The following is a 16,067-nucleotide window of genomic DNA, read 5'->3' as shown; positions in this document are numbered from 1 at the left end:
ACTAGATCATGGTGCTTTTTGTTTGGCTTAATCTTGCTTGATTGCAACACTAGTCTTTTCGCCTAAGTAAGTGTTAATGATTGCGTTCCTGCGAGCTAAAAACGGCTCGTTAGGCGCTTTAGGGTGAACTCGGTTAGATAGGAACACCATCCCTTGATTGGTTGTTAGATCCAGCACTAGAGCTGTCCCTGTATAGCCACTATGCCAAATGCAGCGGTGCGGTGTCGGCAACGACGTTTGCAGCAATGCCCAGCCAAATGACCGCCACTGATGACGCAATGGCGTCTGATCATTTAATAAATCGGCCTTTTGTACCTGGGTCATTGGCAATTTACGATTAAATAGCATGGCCTGTTCAAACTTAACCAGATCATTCAACGTACTGAACAGCCCAGCTGATCCACAGTGATCCCTTAAAACAAAGGCTTTAGGATCATGAACCACGCCACGAATCGGCCCGCGCGTTGCTGAAACCTCCGTCGGCACGCAACGCGTTGGATCAGCCGGCTGAAAGGTGCTGTCATTCATTTCTAACGGCCGTAAGACCATTTGAGTAATCAACGTTTGAATGGACTCACCCAAAATGGCTTCAGCTATCCAGCCTAGAAAAATAAAATTAACGTCTGAATAAACCATTCTCTGTTCGAAGTCCTCACCCACGTGCAAGCCTAATAACGCTTGGTGCAACTCACTGGCAGTCAGCTTATCACGATGCGGAATATAGCCGGTGATTCCTGAAGTATGGGTCAGTAGATGTCTGATCGTGACTCGAGTATCTTGCCACACTGGCAGAAACTGGTGAACAGTATCCGTCAGTGAAAGCTTACCCGCAGAGAGCAGCTGCATAATGACGTTTACAGTACCCACTACCTTCGTCAAAGATGCCACATCATAGAGCTGGTCAGGCTTTAATGGTTCATAGCCTGGAACCAAAGCTTCAGCTCCGTACAGCCCCGTTTTGACCCGCTGACCATCAATAAAAGCATAGCTGACACCAGGAACTGTCCAGTCGTTAACAAGCTGCTTTATTGCTTCAACCGTTTTCTCATACATTTGCTTCAAGACCCCTTACCCGTTTTTCTCTAGAATAACATAAGGCCAGCAACTGCCCCATCATTTAGGAAGTTACTGGCCTTATCTTTACTAAATCTATTAAAAATTAAAGGTCGACTTTTTGAATCCACCCTTCTGGCGCTTCAACGTCACCAAATTGAATTCCCGTTAAAGTATCGTACAGCTTTTGAGTCACTGGACCAACCTCAGTTTCACTATAAAAGACGTGGAGCTGATTCTTATATTCAATGCCGCCAATTGGCGCAATTACCGCCGCTGTACCCATGGCACCAGCTTCAGTAAAGCGGTCAAGGTCATCAATAAACACTTCGCCTTCCACCGCTTTCATTCCCAAGTTATGCTCCGCTAAGTACAGTAAGGAATATTTGGTAATACTTGGCAAAATTGAATCTGATTTAGGCGTTACAAATTCATTATTCTTGGTAATACCAAAGAAGTTAGCTGAACCAGCTTCTTCAATCTTTGTGTGGGTAGCTGGATCCAGATAAATGACATCGGAGAAGCCAGCCTTATGAGCTTCGTCACCGGGAAGCAAACTACCGCCGTAGTTACCGCCAACCTTACTCTGACCAGTACCGTGAGGGGCTGCCCGATCGTAGTAAGAGGTCGTGAAGTTTGTTGGTTTAACGCCACCCTTATAGTAGGCACCCACCGGCATTGCAAAAACCGTGAACAAATATTCTGGTGCGGGATGAACACCAATATTTTCGCCAACACCAATCATGAGCGGACGTAAATATAGCGTGCCGCCAGTGCCATATGGTGGTACATAATCAGCGTTTGCTTTCACAACTGACTTAACAGCCGCGACAAACTTGTCCTCCGGAAATGGCGGCATCAAAAGCCGCTCACAGCTCTTATGCATCCGGGCAGCATTACGATCTGGCCGAAATAATTGAATATCGCCATTTTTAGTACGATAAGCCTTTAAACCTTCAAAATCTGCCTGACCATAATGTAACGCCGTTGAACCTTCATTAATATGTAACGTAGAATCTTCAGTGAGTCCGCCATCGTCCCATTTGCCGTCTTTGTAATGAGCTAAGAATCGATATGGGAGATCCATATAGTTAAAACCTAAGTTTTGCCAATCAATTTCAGAAGGTGCTGGTGCTTTTGTCAATTGAACCACTCCTTGCCAAATGTATTATTAGAAAATCATAAGCTAAGCTCATTGATTTTTAATAAATTGTATGCTGAATCTGTGGGGCTGTCAAGCACACATCCGTTACTCAGACGCCTACCTAAATCTTGCGGCAAGCTCACACCATCTGCTACAATGACAGTACAAGCAAATGCAGTTAAAGGGAAAAGAGGTTAATTCCTTGGCAAGTAATTCTGATTCTATTTACAACGTACTCACCTTCGTTCAAAGGCATCCGGACCGGGTAGTCTTCAAGCCGCGGCAGTACGCTAACTCCGTCACAGTTGGCATTCCCGACAGCGTGAAGGTCTCTAATCCTGAAATTTATTTTCCAAGTGACCGACTGAGTGTTAATTTATTAGCCGATTCGTTTGTAGGTGAGAATGGCGACCTTCTAAACCATTTCTATGAGCTAACAAAACAATCAAAACCTGATTATAGTGAGGTTTGGGTCACTACCAGCCACTTAAAACATCAAAACTTATACCTGTTAGATCTCTCCTTTGAATGATCTAATTGGCTATAGAAAACCCCGAGATGAACAATCATGCTCATCTCGGGGTTTTATTATTCTCCAGGTTAACTATTTGAGAACGCATTGAATATCCAGCTGCCAAACAGCACCATTACCACAATCGCAAAAATACCAATAAAGGATGACGCGAAGGCCAAAATCAAACCGCCAACAAGCAGGAGGCCTAGGATCTTAAAGAACCAACCGAAAAGACCCAGAAAGATTCGCAGTCCAAAGAAAATGATGAGTCCTAACACGATCATTGAAATCATTTAACCCACTTCCCTTCTTGAATCATTCAGATCTTAATCACCGTGATGCTGCTGCCAGGATTGCAGTAACTGCTTGGACATTACCGGGGTGTTCTTAACGATATTTTGAGCAACTGGTGAGGCTTGGTACTGAGTTTGAATCCACTGATTAGGAAACAGCAGCAGATTGTTTAAAACTAAAAAGAGCAACAAATAGCGGACGATAAAATTAATTGCTGCACCGACCAGCGCGTTCACAGAGTGAATGACTGGTAACCGCGTAATTAAATTAAGATCTCGACCAATTCGCCGAACTACTGAATAAGAAATACTGAATAACACTAAGAACACCACCCCAGATAACATTCTGGGAATTGGCACTGCCACTGAACTGGAGGAAGTAAAGGCGTGAAATAGGAATTCAGCCAGAGTCTGACTGAAGATGGTTGCAATGAGCCAGGCCACAATATAAGCCAGCAGTGACATCACAACGGATACAAATCCCCTTTGATAACCCGAAATCACTCCAAGCGCTAAAATGATAATAATGCCCCAAGTAAAAACCATGATATCCTCCATTTATAAAAAATCTATTGAAACCACTCTAGCAAAATTTCGAAAAGAATTGTCGGCATGTTCAATAAAAACATAAAAAATTAAACAATCCGCTAATAGAATATCCCGATGAAAATAAAGAAGCCCAAAACACTGTTGAATCAGCGTTCTGTGGCTTCTTGAGTAACCTATACTGTTGCGTTATCACCCGCACGGGGATCGAACCCGTAACTCCGCCTTGAGAGGGCGACGTCTTAACCAATTTGACCAGCGGGCAAGGTTATGAATGACACCTATTTAAATGTCTTAACACAATATAATAATTTACACGATTTTAGCGTAAAAGTCAATGTATCTGATAGAATATTCGTTGTGGATTATTAATCATGCATTTTCTTCATAACTTACCCATTTTTGGTTGACAATAATTTCAAAAACCGCTAAACTATTATCTTGTCAGATAGTTATTGGGTATTCGCCAAATTGGTAAGGCAGCGGACTCTGAATCCGTAAGTTACTGGTTCGAGCCCAGTATACCCAATCTTATTTTATCCGTAACTGCCGGTTAACGAGAATCGGTGGTTACGGATTTTTTGTCTTATCCTTAACTAGGGTTGATTTCCCCTGCCACTATAATCTGAGACCCTTTAAATGTATAAATACTAATCGTTATTAGACACACGATTCTGACATAAAAAGGACTGTGCATATGTTTATATTGGTAAGTATTTTCAATCAATTCTTAATTCAAATTAGTTGTAATTGTACTTTGGTTTTATCCGATTATATAGCCTAAATTACGTTCCAAAACTCAGATTCCGGCCATTTAACGCAAATAATGCCTATTCCGCAAAAACCGCGGAATAGGCATTATTCACGTTAAGTTCTGGAATCTAACCGAGTTTTGTCACAGCTTATTCAGTCATCTTATAGACGTTTGTTAAGCTTTTCGCCAAGTTCTTCATAGCCTGGTTTACCAAGCAATGCGAACATATTAGTCTTGTAAGCCTCTACACCAGGTTGGTTGAATGGGTTGATCCCGTTCAAGTAACCTGAAATAGCAACCGCTACTTCGAAGAAGTAAATGAGGTAACCTAACGTGTATTCAGATTGATCAGGAATGTGAATACTCATATTAGGCACGTTACCATCAGTATGAGCTAACGTAACGCCTTGGAAGGCTTTGGTGTTAGCAAAGTGCATGGTTTCGCCCTCAAGGTACTTCAAACCATCAAGATTATCGTCTTCCTTAGGAATATCAACATCTTGATTTGGCTTGTCAATGAAGACAACGGTTTCCATCAAGTTGCGAAGTCCTTCTTGAATGTATTGGCCTAATGAATGCAAGTCAGTAGAAAAGTTTGCTGATGAGGGATAAATTCCCTTCTCGTTCTTTCCTTCTGATTCACCCATAAGTTGCTTCCACCATTCAGCAAAGTACTGCATGTTAGGCTCGTAGTTTTCCAAGAGTTCAGTAGTGAATCCTTTACGATACAAGATGTTTCGATATGCAGCGTATTGATATGCTTCGTTCTTGGTCAAATCTGGATTCGTGTAAGCATCCATAGCATCTGCGGCACCAGTCATCAACTGGTCAATATCAGCGCCAGAAGCTGCAATTGGCAGCAAACCTACGGCACTCAGAACTGAGTAACGGCCACCGACACCATCTGGAATAACAAAGGTTTCGTAACCCGCAGCATCGGCTTCTTTCTTAAGTGCACCGCGTTTTTGATCAGTTGTCGCGTAGATCCGGGATTTGGCACCATCTTCACCATACTTGTTGATTAACAACTTCTTGAAGACACGAAAGGCAATTGAAGGTTCAGTTGTAGTTCCTGATTTGGAGATCACGTTAACTGAGAAATCACGATCGCCAATCAGTTTAATAAGGTCATTAACGTACGATGGACTAAGCGAGTTACCTGCAAATAAGATTTGCGGATTATCACGTTGTGCATCCGGCAGGTAGTTATAGAACGTTTCATGAAGAAAATCAGTGGCCATCTTGGCACCCAAGTATGAACCGCCAATTCCGATTACAACTAAGACCTTTGAATCAGACTGAATCTTCTTGGCCGCTGCCTTGATCCGGGCAAACTCTTCTTTGTCGTAATCCTTAGGCAATGTCAACCAATCGCGGAAGTCACTGCCGGCGCCAGAACCCGTTCTTAGCTCTTCGTCTGCTGCGTTCACTAACGCCTGCATTTCACCAAGTTCATTATCGTGAACAAACTTATCAAGCTTTGAAGCATCAAAAGAAATATGTGCCATCTAACTGTACCTCACTTTTATTTTTGATAACCCTATTATAAACGATTCAGAGGAAAAAATAAATGGACTATACCATAATTTAATTATTTTAATATTCCGAGGATCACACTACCAACAATCACTAAAACAGAACCAATGGTGATATAAAGCATTTCACGGCCAGTCTTCTTCTCGCCCAACAGTAAAATACTGCCGAAAGTCGAAATGATAATACCGCTTTGTGCCAGCGAATAACTGATTGCAAGACCAACCGCTGGAATCGACATAAACATGAAGAAATTACCAATACCCCAAACTAAACCGGTTCCAATATTTTTAAACATTGGTTTACCGAATGGTTGGCTACGTGCGGCAAACAAAAGTGCACCAATAACCATCCCGACTGATTGAGGCAGGAAAACAGCCTTAGAGTTAACCCCAGAAGAGTTAACGATCACAGTATACAGCGTATAACCGATAGTAGAGAAAATGATGGCTCGAATACCCGCACCAGTGTTAATGTCTGTTCTAGAAACGTTGGCCCGATCCCGTAAGGATGTGAAAACAATACCAATAATCAAAACAACCATGGCGATAGTACCCAAAACTAACATTTTAGTGGTTGTCCATTCGTGGAATAAGAGAACCCCTGCTAAAGTCGTACAAACTAACTGGGCTCCAGTTGAAACGGGAACCGTAACCGAAATTCCAATGGCTTTCATTGACTGAAATTGTTGAAATTGCCCTAATGCCCAGAATAAGCCAGAAGCAATTCCAATCATCCAAACAAAACTATCCAAATGGGGGTGGAAATAAAAAACGCTAAAAATCCCAAAAAGAAGGGCACCAATCGTCATTCCAAGGGTTTGCTGGTATGAAGTACCGCCCAGCTTCCCACTAATTAATCCAATGCTCCCCCAACAAACCGCGGGGATTAAAGCTAAAAGTATTGCCATGAAATTCACTCCGTTCTCTCTTTCATACCGTAAAGCGTTTATGAAAGCGCTTTACTTTCTTTTCATCTTACTTAGTTTACTAGATTTTTGCCAAAAAAAAAAGGATTATCTTCAAAATCCTTTATTCTTAATCATTTTCTAATAGCAGCTTATTTTTGTTCAGCCCTTTTATCAGGGAAAATAATGGTAAAGGTTGTCCCCTGATCCGGTTTACTTTTAACTTCAATTTTACCGTTATGCAACAGCACTAATTGGTGTACGATCGCCAACCCCAGACCTGATTCACCGTATTTGGTGTTGGTTCGAGATGGATCTGCCTTGTAAAACCGTTCCCAAATATTGGCTAATTGTTTTTTAGTCATGCCAATACCAGTATCGGAGATTTTAAAGATGGATTCCTGATACCCGCGCTGGGCTAAAATCACAATTTGACCATTCTCAGTGAACTGAATGGCGTTTTGGGTAATGTTGAACATAATCTGAACAAACCGTTCGTAGTCCGCGTATACTTCGATATCGGCTCCACCTTGAATGCTGATCTTGTCGTTCTTCGCCGCTGCCTTTTGAGCAAGCTGTTCAGCTAAGCGGTTCAGCGTATCGATAGCATTAAACTGCTGCTTATTCAAACTAATTTGGTTATTACGAATTTTCTCGTAATCTAAGTTTTCGTTCACTAAGCGAATCAATCGTTTAGTTTCATTCCTCATTAGATCAATGCTTTCTGCCTTACTCTCTTCGGGAATCGCATCGTAGGCCAAGCCTTCCAGCAGACCATTGATAGTGGTGAGCGGAGTCCGCATCTCATGAGCCGCGTCCGCCATAAATTCCTTACGCCGCTGTTCCTGCCGCTGAATTTCTTTTTTAGATTCCTGCAGCGAACGGGCCATGTTGTTGAAATCATTGGCTAAATCATCAACTTCATCGCGGTTTTTACTTGGTACCTGAACGTCGTAATTACCATTAGCAATTTGCCTGGTGGCTCTGCGAAGCCGTTCAATTCTAGAAGTTAAGTAACGGGCAATGAAGAACGCCAAAAGCATGGCCGCCAAACTGGCAACCAATAATGCTTTCGTTAGATTAGAATTAATTTTAGCAATGTTGGAATTAATGTTAGAAACATAGGCCCCTACTTTAACCACGGCTACCAAATGTTTTTGATCGTTGTGATCAGTATAAAAGTAGGGTTTTAAAATATCCGTCATTGCCGGCTCAACTTGCCCGCCGCTTGTATGAGTTTGTTGATCCGTAACCTTTTGGACGATCTTACCCCGCTGCAATTTTTGCCAGTCAGTTCGGTTAATTTTAGAAATATAAACGTTATCTGGGAAAATTGCGGTATTATCCCGGTTGTAAATCGTAAAGTTCACCGACTGATTCCGCAACAGCACCTCACTATTCACCAATGAATCTGAATCAAAACTGACGTGCTGCGGATCACTTGAAGAAACCCGAACAGATTGTTCTACCAGACTGTTAGCGTACTTTTCCAGACTTGTCCAAGTGTTTTGGTAGACGTATTCTTTCGTCATACTGCTGAAAGATAATCCCAGCAGAACTAACACAATGGCAACCATCGATAACAAGGCGAGTAATTGCTGGTAGACCAGTTTCATGATTCATCAGCCCCTGTGTCATCGAACTTATAGCCAACCCCCCAAACCGTTTGAATGATTTGCGGACCGACTTTTTCAATCTTTTGACGCAACTTTTTAATGTGGGCATCGACAGTTCGTTCATCACCGTAGTATTCGTAATCCCAAACCAGCTGTAATAACTGTTCTCGAGAAAACACCTGCCGCGGTTTTTGCGCCAGTGTACGCAGCAAATCAAACTCTTTAGGCGTCAGATCATTGATCTGCTTACCGTTCAGATAAGCTTCCCGCGTTTTGCTATTTAATTGGAACTTGCCTGTATCAATATCAAATTTTTCTTCTTCCTTAACCGCTGAAGATACTACGGACTCATGCTCCGTCATTGTACCCGCAATCTTGGCACGCCGGTCTAACGCTTTAATCCTAGCAATCAAGGTAATTGGGCTAAAAGGTTTGGTGACGTAATCATCGGCACCCATTTCTAAACCCAGCACCTGATCACTTTCTGAATCACGAGCTGTCAGCATAATAATGGGCACGGTTGGTGATGTCTTACGAATCTCCGCACTGACCTGCATGCCATCCATCTTAGGCAGGTTAAGATCCAGCGTGATCATATCCCAATCATCCGGACTCGCGTTAAACATCTGAACTGCTTGTTCGCCATCGTAGGCGAAGTGAGCGTCCCAGCCTTCTTTTTTAAAAAACATTTGCATCATTTCAGATACAGATTTATTATCTTCAATCATTAATATTTTCATTTCGGATCCTCCGTCAATAAGTACCCTCTCAACCCGGGGGCCGATGTCTCATGTTATTTTAAGTAACCGTTCTCATATCAAAATAAATTAAATTACGCGGATTTCAGTACACTAAAGTGCAGCCTTCTGTGAATTCATTATAACCGTTTCTATTATACTCGAAGTGTGCTATTCATCACAAATCGAATATCAGAATGTGCTACAATCAACGTAAGAAAGTAACAGGAAAGGTGAATTGATTCATGACAAAAGCAATCGTCTTTTTTGACCTAGATGGTACATTACTCAATGATAAGACTCAATTAGACCCTGAAGTAATCAAAGCTGTAACGCAGTTAAAAGCTAACGATGTTCTACCAGTTATCGCAACTGGCAGAAACATTTTTGAAATCAAAAACGTGATTCAGCAAACTCAAATCGATACTTTAGTTTCTGCTAATGGTGCCTTCATTGTCTTAAATGGCAAACCGGTAGACGTCACCGAAATTCCAAGGGACGTTATCAAACGGCTGACTGGCTTGATCAGAAACCACGATGATGCTTACGCCACACTCAACAATCAAACTGACCGCATCAACCGGATGAATGATAATGTCAAAAAAGTCTACCACTATATTAACAGTCCGATTCCAATTATTGATCCAACCTTCTGGCAGCTCTGTCCAGTTCACATGATGCTGATCATTGCCACCGATGAAAACGACAAGGATTACACCGATACTTTCAAGGATGAATTAACCTTCTTCAGACAGACACCGTATAGTATCGACGTTGTCGGTCCCGGTGTTTCAAAGAAAGCCGGCATCCAAACATTGCTTTCTCGACCGGAGTTTAAAGGAATCCCAACCTATGCTTTTGGCGATGGCAACAACGACCTGCCGATGTTTGACGTCGTTGATCACACTGTTGCCATGGGTAACGGGTTGAAACCCATTAAAGAAGCTGCTGAATTTGTAACAACTGCTAATATCGATCACGGTATCGTAAATGGTCTCAAGCACTTTAAACTACTTTAAAATAAATGAGCAATCGAAAAAAATACCATGATTCCAAACAAATTGGAAATCATGGTATTTTTTATCACCAGCCTCAGCCGGTATTATTCAATGGAGATGGCGGGAGTCGAACCCGCGTCCAAGCATATCGCCATCCAGACCTCTACGCTTATATTCAGACTATTTAGAATTCGCTGATCAATTCGCCGCCTGTCAGGGCCAAACATGAACAGCTAACCTGATTGATCTCTTCTGTAAACTTCAGATGGGAGCCGACAGCGTAAGCCCACTTAATTTAAGACCCGTATCAAACCCATGGGCGAGATTCGGCGGATCCTTACTTAGCGCTTATTAGGCAGCTAATGCAAGAGATTTTGAACTGTTATTTGCAGTTAAAAATTAGGTGAGGTTTTTTACGTAGACCCTCACTACGAAGCGCAGTCCGAATTCGACCTATACCTGTCGAATCCTTAACATCCCCATAAAACTACAGTTTATAGTTTAGCATATTAGTTCCTAGTTAGAAAGCTAAACGGCTGCAGTTTTAGTGATTAAAACTCCGTAATGGCCTCGTCCTCAGATAATTCTAGCCAAAGCGTTAACGCCAACGGATTAAAGTTCGACCACGATGACATATCCTGATATGCACGTGCTAATAAAGTACACTTTTTGTGTTTCTTAAGCTCATCAAACACTGACAGCGCAAAAGTATTTTCTTCCAGATCCGAAATAACGGTCGGTAAATGGTGCTGCCATTCAGCGATCAAATCTTGATAAATCAGCAACTTACGGGCATTCTTAATCGTGTAGTCCACCCCTTGAGTTCGCAACTCCTCCACGAAGTCTTGATACTCCTGCATCACAGCGTCCCGGGCTTCTGCCCACTGTTGTGAATTATACGTTGGTAACTTTGACATGTTATCCCTTCTAACCTGAATATAAGAAACTTGTTGATAAGCCAATCAAGGCCCGTCAAGCTTATGACGGGCTTTAAGGTGCCTATGACTCAGACTAATGAGTTTCCAACGATTTGTCAACACACAGGTTTAAACCTTCATCATCAAATGTTAACGGTAATTTCAAATTTGATGTCATCACCGTTACAATCAAGTGACCGCAACCGCACAGTTTAGTTACAATTCAGGGATTGCCGTTGTCAGGTTTAGTTAATCATGCTAACTTGAAAGTAAAGGGATATAGGGAGGAAAAGAAAATTATGATAACATCGTCTAATCGCTTCACACGCGTCATGTTAATGACCATCGCTATGTTATTAAGCATGTTTAGCTTAATGTCATTGAAACCGGCAGCTGCTTCAGCAGCCAGTTACAGTGTTGTTAGCAGTTCTAACATGTCGAAAACAGCCTATCACCGCGCTTCCAGCAAAGGCGCGGTCTACAATATTAGCCATACCAAAAAGTTGGCTAGTTTAAGCAAATACCCTAACACCACTTGGTACGCAACCAAGAAAGTCACTTTAAAGCACGGCTCAACGAAAGCCATTTATTACGCAGTTAAGAACGGCGCCGGTACCGTGTCAGGCTACGTGTGGCACAGTTATTTAAATAAGGGTACCGCACCAGTTTACCTCAAGTATGCGCGATCAGCTGTAGCAATGAACGCTAAAACGGATAAGGTTTTATACTCTAAAAGTGCTGATACGCCACGGCCGATTGCTAGTGTAACTAAGTTGATGACACTTTACTTAGTTGAACAGAAAGTGGCCAATACCGGTTCTACTTGGGATTCCAAAGTGAATACTTCGTACTCTGGTCTCAAACGGATGGGTGCTTCAAGCGTCTATGGCGGCTTCAAGTTCAACGCCAACAGCTACACCGTTAAACAGCTTTATCAAGCAGCTTTAATCGAATCTTCTAATAACGCCGCCATTGCACTAGGGCAGTGGGTTGCTGGCGGTTCAACACCATCATATAACACCAAGTTCATTTCAATGATGAATGCCCAGGCTAAGAAGTGGAACCTTGGCCGTGCAACTTACGTTTCTGCTAACGGTATGGAGCAGTCCGCCCTTCGCGGTTACGGTTACTCAGTTAGTGGCGCTAACGCCAACATGGTCTCAGCAAAAGACGTCGCCTTGATTGCAAAACATTTGATTACCGATTACCCTTCAGTTTTAGCTGACAGCAGCCGCGGCAGCTTAACGGTTGCCGGCCAACTTTGCTACAACTACAACAATCTCTTGCCTGGCCGTAAGTACTATGATTCGTCTTTAAAGGTGGATGGCCTAAAGACTGGTTATACAGACCTTGCCGGATACTGTTTTGTTGGTACTGGACAAAAAGCTGGTCATGATCGTCTCATCACCGTTGTTTTACATGACGAAGATGAATTTACCGAAACCCGGTCATTGATGCAGTACGTTTACTCAAAGAACTTGATTTAACCTTTAATACAATGACAGCCTGATCATCCATCGTTGATGACCAGGCTGTTTAAATTTAGAGTCATTCACTAACTCATCCGCAACAGTGTTATCATAATTTCAAGATGGTTCAAAAATGCTCTGCTGGAAAGGAGTGCCATTGTGAAACAGGTTCTAGTCGAACTTTTCATCCTGTTATTAACGATTCTGCTCTTTTTAATTGGCATGACTCAGTTTCATCAGCCTAATAAATCCAAAGCAGCCCTGCCTAGCGAAATCCCTTTAAACATCACCGTAAACGCTTAACCCGGTGCCAGCTTATCCGGTAATCGGCTAAGTCAATGTCCTGATATGCAAAATCATTGTATCAATATTAAATCAAAGGGGCTTTTTTGTAGCGTTTATATTACCTGCTGTGTATAATGATGGCAATTTAATACAAGGAAGTGTTTTAAATGGAACGCACACAAATCAACAATTTTGGGGAGTATCACTTTGATTTCGATCATCTTCGTCCAATTACCAACAAAGACTTGCAGCAATTCAGTCCTGCAGAACGCAGCTACATTCAGGCCCACCACTATGCAATCAATTTACAAAGCAATAAATTGATTTAGGGCAAAATGATAACCAGATAACCCACCAATTCACTGTTGACGGGCTATCTGGTTATTTAATTCTAATAAATTCTAATCGCTCTCCGGATCATCAAGATCCCGTTCAATATCAATACCGTAAAGCTTATTGACAGCAGCTTCTCGCGGGGCTTGGTGAACCACTAGAATGGTGGTCGCGCCTTTACTGCTAACGTAACCAGCAAAAGTGGTAACTTCTTCCACCACGTATGCCAAGCCATCCGAATGGATGATATATTGGCCAGCAACCGGCATGGTTTCAAAGTAAACCTTGTTCATGCGGATATAGTCATCGCCATCATGTAAGACTACCATAACTTTGTACAAACTGATCGCTCCTTTTTTACCTTATTGCTATTAAACCACTATTAATTACCCGTCCGCAACTACCGGCATGGCCTGAACTAAAGTTTATTTGCCCTGTAGCACACAATAAACGGGATGACTAAACATCATCCCGTTTATTAAAATTATCCCATATAGGTTGCTAGATATCCGTTTGATCCCGCGTACCGCTCTGTTCCCCAAACAGTTCGGTATGGGTCCGTACCATCGACCGAAAACGTGCCATTGCCTCAGGATCCACAGCTTTGCCTTGCCGGTCAAACTGTTCAATTAAGGCTTTTTGCACCACGGGGTGGCCTGAAAAATTTATCACACTCATTAGTGATACCTCCAAAGCTTCAGGACTTACAAACTAACTCCTACAATACCTTAATTATAGTCCATTCCGCGTGATTGGTCTAGTTATATCACCATAAATTATTAATTTGATGAAATCAATCTTTCAAAAATAAACATCACTTGTAAAAGCATGATTAGTCAATTAAAAATGCTATATCGATTAAAATTAGAACTCTTTTAACTAAAAATATCATAATTGGTATAGTTAGACAAACAACGTTGCGATTTGAACATTAAACCTCTAAAATAATGACTAAAGGAAGGTCACTTTATGGCAAAAATCAAGCATTACATTCACCGATACGAAACTGAAGCCATCAATAATGATGGCGTGAACGGTGTTGCCTACATTCCCAACGGTTTGGCAGTAGCTGTAAGCCATCCGCTAGAAGACGCACCGGGGACTAACCCAGAACAACTGCTGGGATTATCGTTGAGTACCTGTATGTCAGCAACTTTAGAAGCGATCGAAAAGGAAAATGGTCTGCCTCATTTAGCCGAAGTTCACGTGCACGTCAGCATGGTTAAGAGTACTGACGGTTTAGATTTTTTAGTCACTGCCCAGATTCATATTCCGCACATCACGCACTCTCAAGCAGTTGATTTTGCTCACCAAGCTGAGCATCGCTGCCCGGTTTCTAAATTATTAAGTCACAGCGATAACTACACTGTAGAAGTCGTTGATAGCTTTAAGTCGTAAAAAATAAAGCATCATCTGGACCGCAATCAAATTTACAGTTCAAATGGTGCTTTTAATTTATAATCAAACTTAATTCTCCTGCGATTTATTTTCCAAATTAGCAGCTTCACTAAACTCACGAATAAACTGCAGCAGATCCATCGCCCGATCCTCACCAAAGATATCGAGCCAACCGCTAAACCGGTCCTCAGCCGCTTGGGCTAGAATCGCTTCAATCTTGCTGCCGCGTGGTGTCAAATGCAGGAACTGTCTGCGGTGATCCTTTTCATCACGCTGCTGATAAATGTAATCCTGCTTCAATAAAACCTTGATCTGACGAGAAATCGCACTGCGCGTAACCCCACGCTTATCAGCGATCCGTGCTAAGGTCACGTGAGCTTGCTGGGCAATATCATGCATAATCAAATACTGTTCAAAGGACAAATTGTACTTCATCGCCGGTTCCGACACAAAAGAATCCAGATATTTGAGTGACTTCATATAAACATCAATGTATTCATCCAGTAATTGTGCTCGTTTCATTTTTTTCACCCTAATCTATATAGCATTCCCTATTTGTAGCTTATCATCATCCGAAATAAATTACCATATCCGAATGATAATATTAGCCTTTTCAGCTGCAGATTACTGTAATCACGTTAACTTAATATCCCCTAACTTTGAATTAATATCAAACCTAAGTTTCATCCATTTCAAAAAGAGTGTAAAATTAAAACGAAATCCAAAAAGGAGGTGAAAAATATCGATTTAGTTGAACGGCTTCACCATGTTGAATTAGGTAATTTAGCCAAAATCATTTCACTTTGCGATGAGCTGTCCCTTGACTACTTTTTAATTGGCGGTTCCTTATTGGGTGCCATTCGTCACCAGGGCTTTATCCCCTGGGATGATGACATGGATATTGGGATGACCCGCGCAGATTATGAAACTTTTGCGAAGTATGCCCCGGAAAAATTACGTGGTGACCACTACTTCTTGCAAACAGCATATTCGGATGACAGCTACGGCTTCAGTTATATGAAGCTACTGGATCGATTTACCTATATCGAAGAAAAGGGCAACGTCAATAACGCCCGAAAAGGGGTCTTTATTGATATTTTCCCCTTCGACCGAATCCCTGATGATCCGTCTTTGAGGCGCAGTCAAATCACCCGTTTTAAGTTTTTGGATAGTCGAATCATCGTTAAAGCCGGCTATGGTCTGATTGACACACCCCTAAGACGTCACCGCTCAGATCCCGCACCCGAGAAAGTTGAGGATTTAATTGAACTAAAAAAGCAGCGTGAAAACGTTATGCGACTGTATGAATTTGATCATTCTAACTTCTACAAGAATTTGGCTTCTCAGTACAGTTACGACAGAGAGATTCTTTCAGGAACTGAAATCAGCAACTTAACCAAGGTCCCGTTCGAATACCTACAAGTGAATGTTCCAACTGCTTACGACGCAATTTTAACCCGGATGTACGGTGACTACATGACCTTACCGCCCGAAAGTCAGCGAACGGAAAAACATATCAGCCGGTTAATTATGGATAATCAAGTATTCTACTAAATTATATTTTGGAGGC

18 protein-coding genes, 2 tRNA genes and 1 other RNA gene are annotated in these 16,067 nt (G+C 42.0%); 7 read left to right on the top strand and 14 right to left on the bottom strand.

Annotation, left to right across the window (positions count from 1 at the left end; all coding sequences use genetic code 11):
* Nucleotides 1-27: 27 nt before the first annotated feature.
* Together JUE95_RS05295 and JUE95_RS05290 are read right to left on the bottom strand one after the other, a co-directional pair.
* Nucleotides 28-1,053 (bottom strand): serine hydrolase domain-containing protein, encoded by a 1,026-nt coding sequence (locus JUE95_RS05295; RefSeq protein WP_203649725.1) that lies wholly within the window; start codon nt 1,051-1,053, stop codon nt 28-30.
* Nucleotides 1,054-1,159: 106 nt separating this feature from the next.
* Entirely contained in the window at nt 1,160-2,197 is a 1,038-nt protein-coding gene (locus JUE95_RS05290; protein WP_203649723.1) for a branched-chain amino acid aminotransferase, read from the bottom strand.
* Between the two features lie 202 nt (nt 2,198-2,399).
* Here JUE95_RS05290 and JUE95_RS05285 point away from each other — a divergent pair, with 202 nt between their 5' ends.
* Nucleotides 2,400-2,729, top strand: a complete 330-nt coding sequence (locus JUE95_RS05285) for a hypothetical protein (protein ID WP_203649722.1) — start codon at nt 2,400-2,402, stop codon at nt 2,727-2,729.
* A gap of 68 nt (nt 2,730-2,797) precedes the next feature.
* On the opposite strand, the gene JUE95_RS05280 is transcribed toward JUE95_RS05285, so the two are convergent.
* From JUE95_RS05280 to JUE95_RS05270, 3 genes are all read right to left on the bottom strand, one after another.
* Nucleotides 2,798-3,004: a hypothetical protein gene (locus tag JUE95_RS05280; RefSeq protein ID WP_203649721.1), complete on the bottom strand. Its 207-nt coding sequence runs from the start codon at nt 3,002-3,004 to the stop codon at nt 2,798-2,800.
* Nucleotides 3,005-3,037: 33 nt separating this feature from the next.
* Nucleotides 3,038-3,550 carry a CvpA family protein gene (locus tag JUE95_RS05275; protein ID WP_203649720.1) on the bottom strand — a complete coding sequence of 171 codons (513 nt, stop codon included), beginning with the start codon at nt 3,548-3,550 and terminating at the stop codon, nt 3,038-3,040.
* Between the two features lie 192 nt (nt 3,551-3,742).
* Nucleotides 3,743-3,815, bottom strand: a tRNA-Glu gene (locus JUE95_RS05270).
* A gap of 191 nt (nt 3,816-4,006) precedes the next feature.
* Here JUE95_RS05270 and JUE95_RS05265 point away from each other — a divergent pair.
* Nucleotides 4,007-4,079: transfer RNA gene (locus JUE95_RS05265), tRNA-Gln, on the top strand.
* A gap of 386 nt (nt 4,080-4,465) precedes the next feature.
* Here JUE95_RS05265 and JUE95_RS05260 read toward each other — a convergent pair.
* The 4 genes from JUE95_RS05260 to JUE95_RS05245 form a co-directional block, all read right to left on the bottom strand.
* On the bottom strand, nt 4,466-5,812 hold the full coding sequence (locus JUE95_RS05260; protein ID WP_203649719.1) for a glucose-6-phosphate isomerase: 1,347 nt from the start codon (nt 5,810-5,812) through the stop codon (nt 4,466-4,468).
* 83 nt (nt 5,813-5,895) lie between these two features.
* Nucleotides 5,896-6,747 carry a GRP family sugar transporter gene (locus tag JUE95_RS05255; protein ID WP_203649718.1) on the bottom strand — a complete coding sequence of 284 codons (852 nt, stop codon included), beginning with the start codon at nt 6,745-6,747 and terminating at the stop codon, nt 5,896-5,898.
* A 149-nt stretch (nt 6,748-6,896) separates the two neighbouring features.
* Nucleotides 6,897-8,360: an ATP-binding protein gene (locus tag JUE95_RS05250; protein ID WP_203649717.1), complete on the bottom strand. Its 1,464-nt coding sequence runs from the start codon at nt 8,358-8,360 to the stop codon at nt 6,897-6,899.
* Nucleotides 8,357-9,100: a winged helix-turn-helix domain-containing protein gene (locus tag JUE95_RS05245; RefSeq protein ID WP_203649715.1), complete on the bottom strand. Its 744-nt coding sequence runs from the start codon at nt 9,098-9,100 to the stop codon at nt 8,357-8,359. Before JUE95_RS05245 ends, JUE95_RS05250 begins: the two co-directional genes overlap by 4 nt.
* 242 nt (nt 9,101-9,342) lie before the next feature.
* Here JUE95_RS05245 and JUE95_RS05240 point away from each other — a divergent pair, with 242 nt between their 5' ends.
* On the top strand, nt 9,343-10,116 hold the full coding sequence (locus tag JUE95_RS05240; protein WP_203649713.1) for a Cof-type HAD-IIB family hydrolase: 774 nt from the start codon (nt 9,343-9,345) through the stop codon (nt 10,114-10,116).
* An 88-nt stretch (nt 10,117-10,204) separates the two neighbouring features.
* Here the strand turns inward: JUE95_RS05240 and ssrA are convergent.
* Nucleotides 10,205-10,576: a transfer-messenger RNA gene (gene ssrA / locus JUE95_RS05235) on the bottom strand.
* 70 nt (nt 10,577-10,646) lie between these two features.
* Nucleotides 10,647-11,012 carry a hypothetical protein gene (locus JUE95_RS05230; protein ID WP_203649711.1) on the bottom strand — a complete coding sequence of 122 codons (366 nt, stop codon included), beginning with the start codon at nt 11,010-11,012 and terminating at the stop codon, nt 10,647-10,649.
* Between the two features lie 350 nt (nt 11,013-11,362).
* On the opposite strand from JUE95_RS05230, the gene JUE95_RS05225 reads away from it, so the two are divergent.
* Nucleotides 11,363-12,499: a serine hydrolase gene (locus tag JUE95_RS05225; RefSeq protein ID WP_373305667.1), complete on the top strand. Its 1,137-nt coding sequence runs from the start codon at nt 11,363-11,365 to the stop codon at nt 12,497-12,499.
* A 434-nt stretch (nt 12,500-12,933) separates the two neighbouring features.
* Nucleotides 12,934-13,095 carry a hypothetical protein gene (locus JUE95_RS05220; RefSeq protein ID WP_203649708.1) on the top strand — a complete coding sequence of 54 codons (162 nt, stop codon included), beginning with the start codon at nt 12,934-12,936 and terminating at the stop codon, nt 13,093-13,095.
* 72 nt (nt 13,096-13,167) lie between these two features.
* Here JUE95_RS05220 and JUE95_RS05215 read toward each other — a convergent pair whose 3' ends face one another.
* Both JUE95_RS05215 and JUE95_RS05210 read right to left on the bottom strand, forming a co-directional pair.
* Complete coding sequence (locus tag JUE95_RS05215) at nt 13,168-13,440, bottom strand: LysR family transcriptional regulator (protein ID WP_203649707.1); 273 nt, start codon at nt 13,438-13,440, stop codon at nt 13,168-13,170.
* 160 nt (nt 13,441-13,600) lie between these two features.
* Complete coding sequence (locus tag JUE95_RS05210) at nt 13,601-13,777, bottom strand: hypothetical protein (RefSeq protein WP_203649706.1); 177 nt, start codon at nt 13,775-13,777, stop codon at nt 13,601-13,603.
* Nucleotides 13,778-14,068: 291 nt separating this feature from the next.
* Here JUE95_RS05210 and JUE95_RS05205 point away from each other — a divergent pair, with 291 nt between their 5' ends.
* A complete protein-coding gene (locus tag JUE95_RS05205; RefSeq protein ID WP_203649705.1) occupies nt 14,069-14,497 on the top strand; it encodes an OsmC family protein in 429 nt (142 codons plus the stop codon).
* A 69-nt stretch (nt 14,498-14,566) separates the two neighbouring features.
* Here JUE95_RS05205 and JUE95_RS05200 read toward each other — a convergent pair whose 3' ends face one another.
* Nucleotides 14,567-15,019: a MarR family winged helix-turn-helix transcriptional regulator gene (locus JUE95_RS05200; RefSeq protein WP_203649704.1), complete on the bottom strand. Its 453-nt coding sequence runs from the start codon at nt 15,017-15,019 to the stop codon at nt 14,567-14,569.
* 219 nt (nt 15,020-15,238) lie between these two features.
* On the opposite strand from JUE95_RS05200, the gene JUE95_RS05195 reads away from it, so the two are divergent.
* Nucleotides 15,239-16,051, top strand: a complete 813-nt coding sequence (locus tag JUE95_RS05195; RefSeq protein WP_203649839.1) for a LicD family protein — start codon at nt 15,239-15,241, stop codon at nt 16,049-16,051.
* Nucleotides 16,052-16,067 lie beyond the last annotated feature (16 nt).

The sequence above is a fragment of the Secundilactobacillus yichangensis genome (genome assembly GCF_016861565.1).
GTDB classification, from domain to species: Bacteria; Bacillota; Bacilli; order Lactobacillales; family Lactobacillaceae; genus Secundilactobacillus; species Secundilactobacillus yichangensis.
Note: the sequence above shows the minus strand (reverse complement) of the source record. Positions and strands in the feature narration are given on the sequence as shown.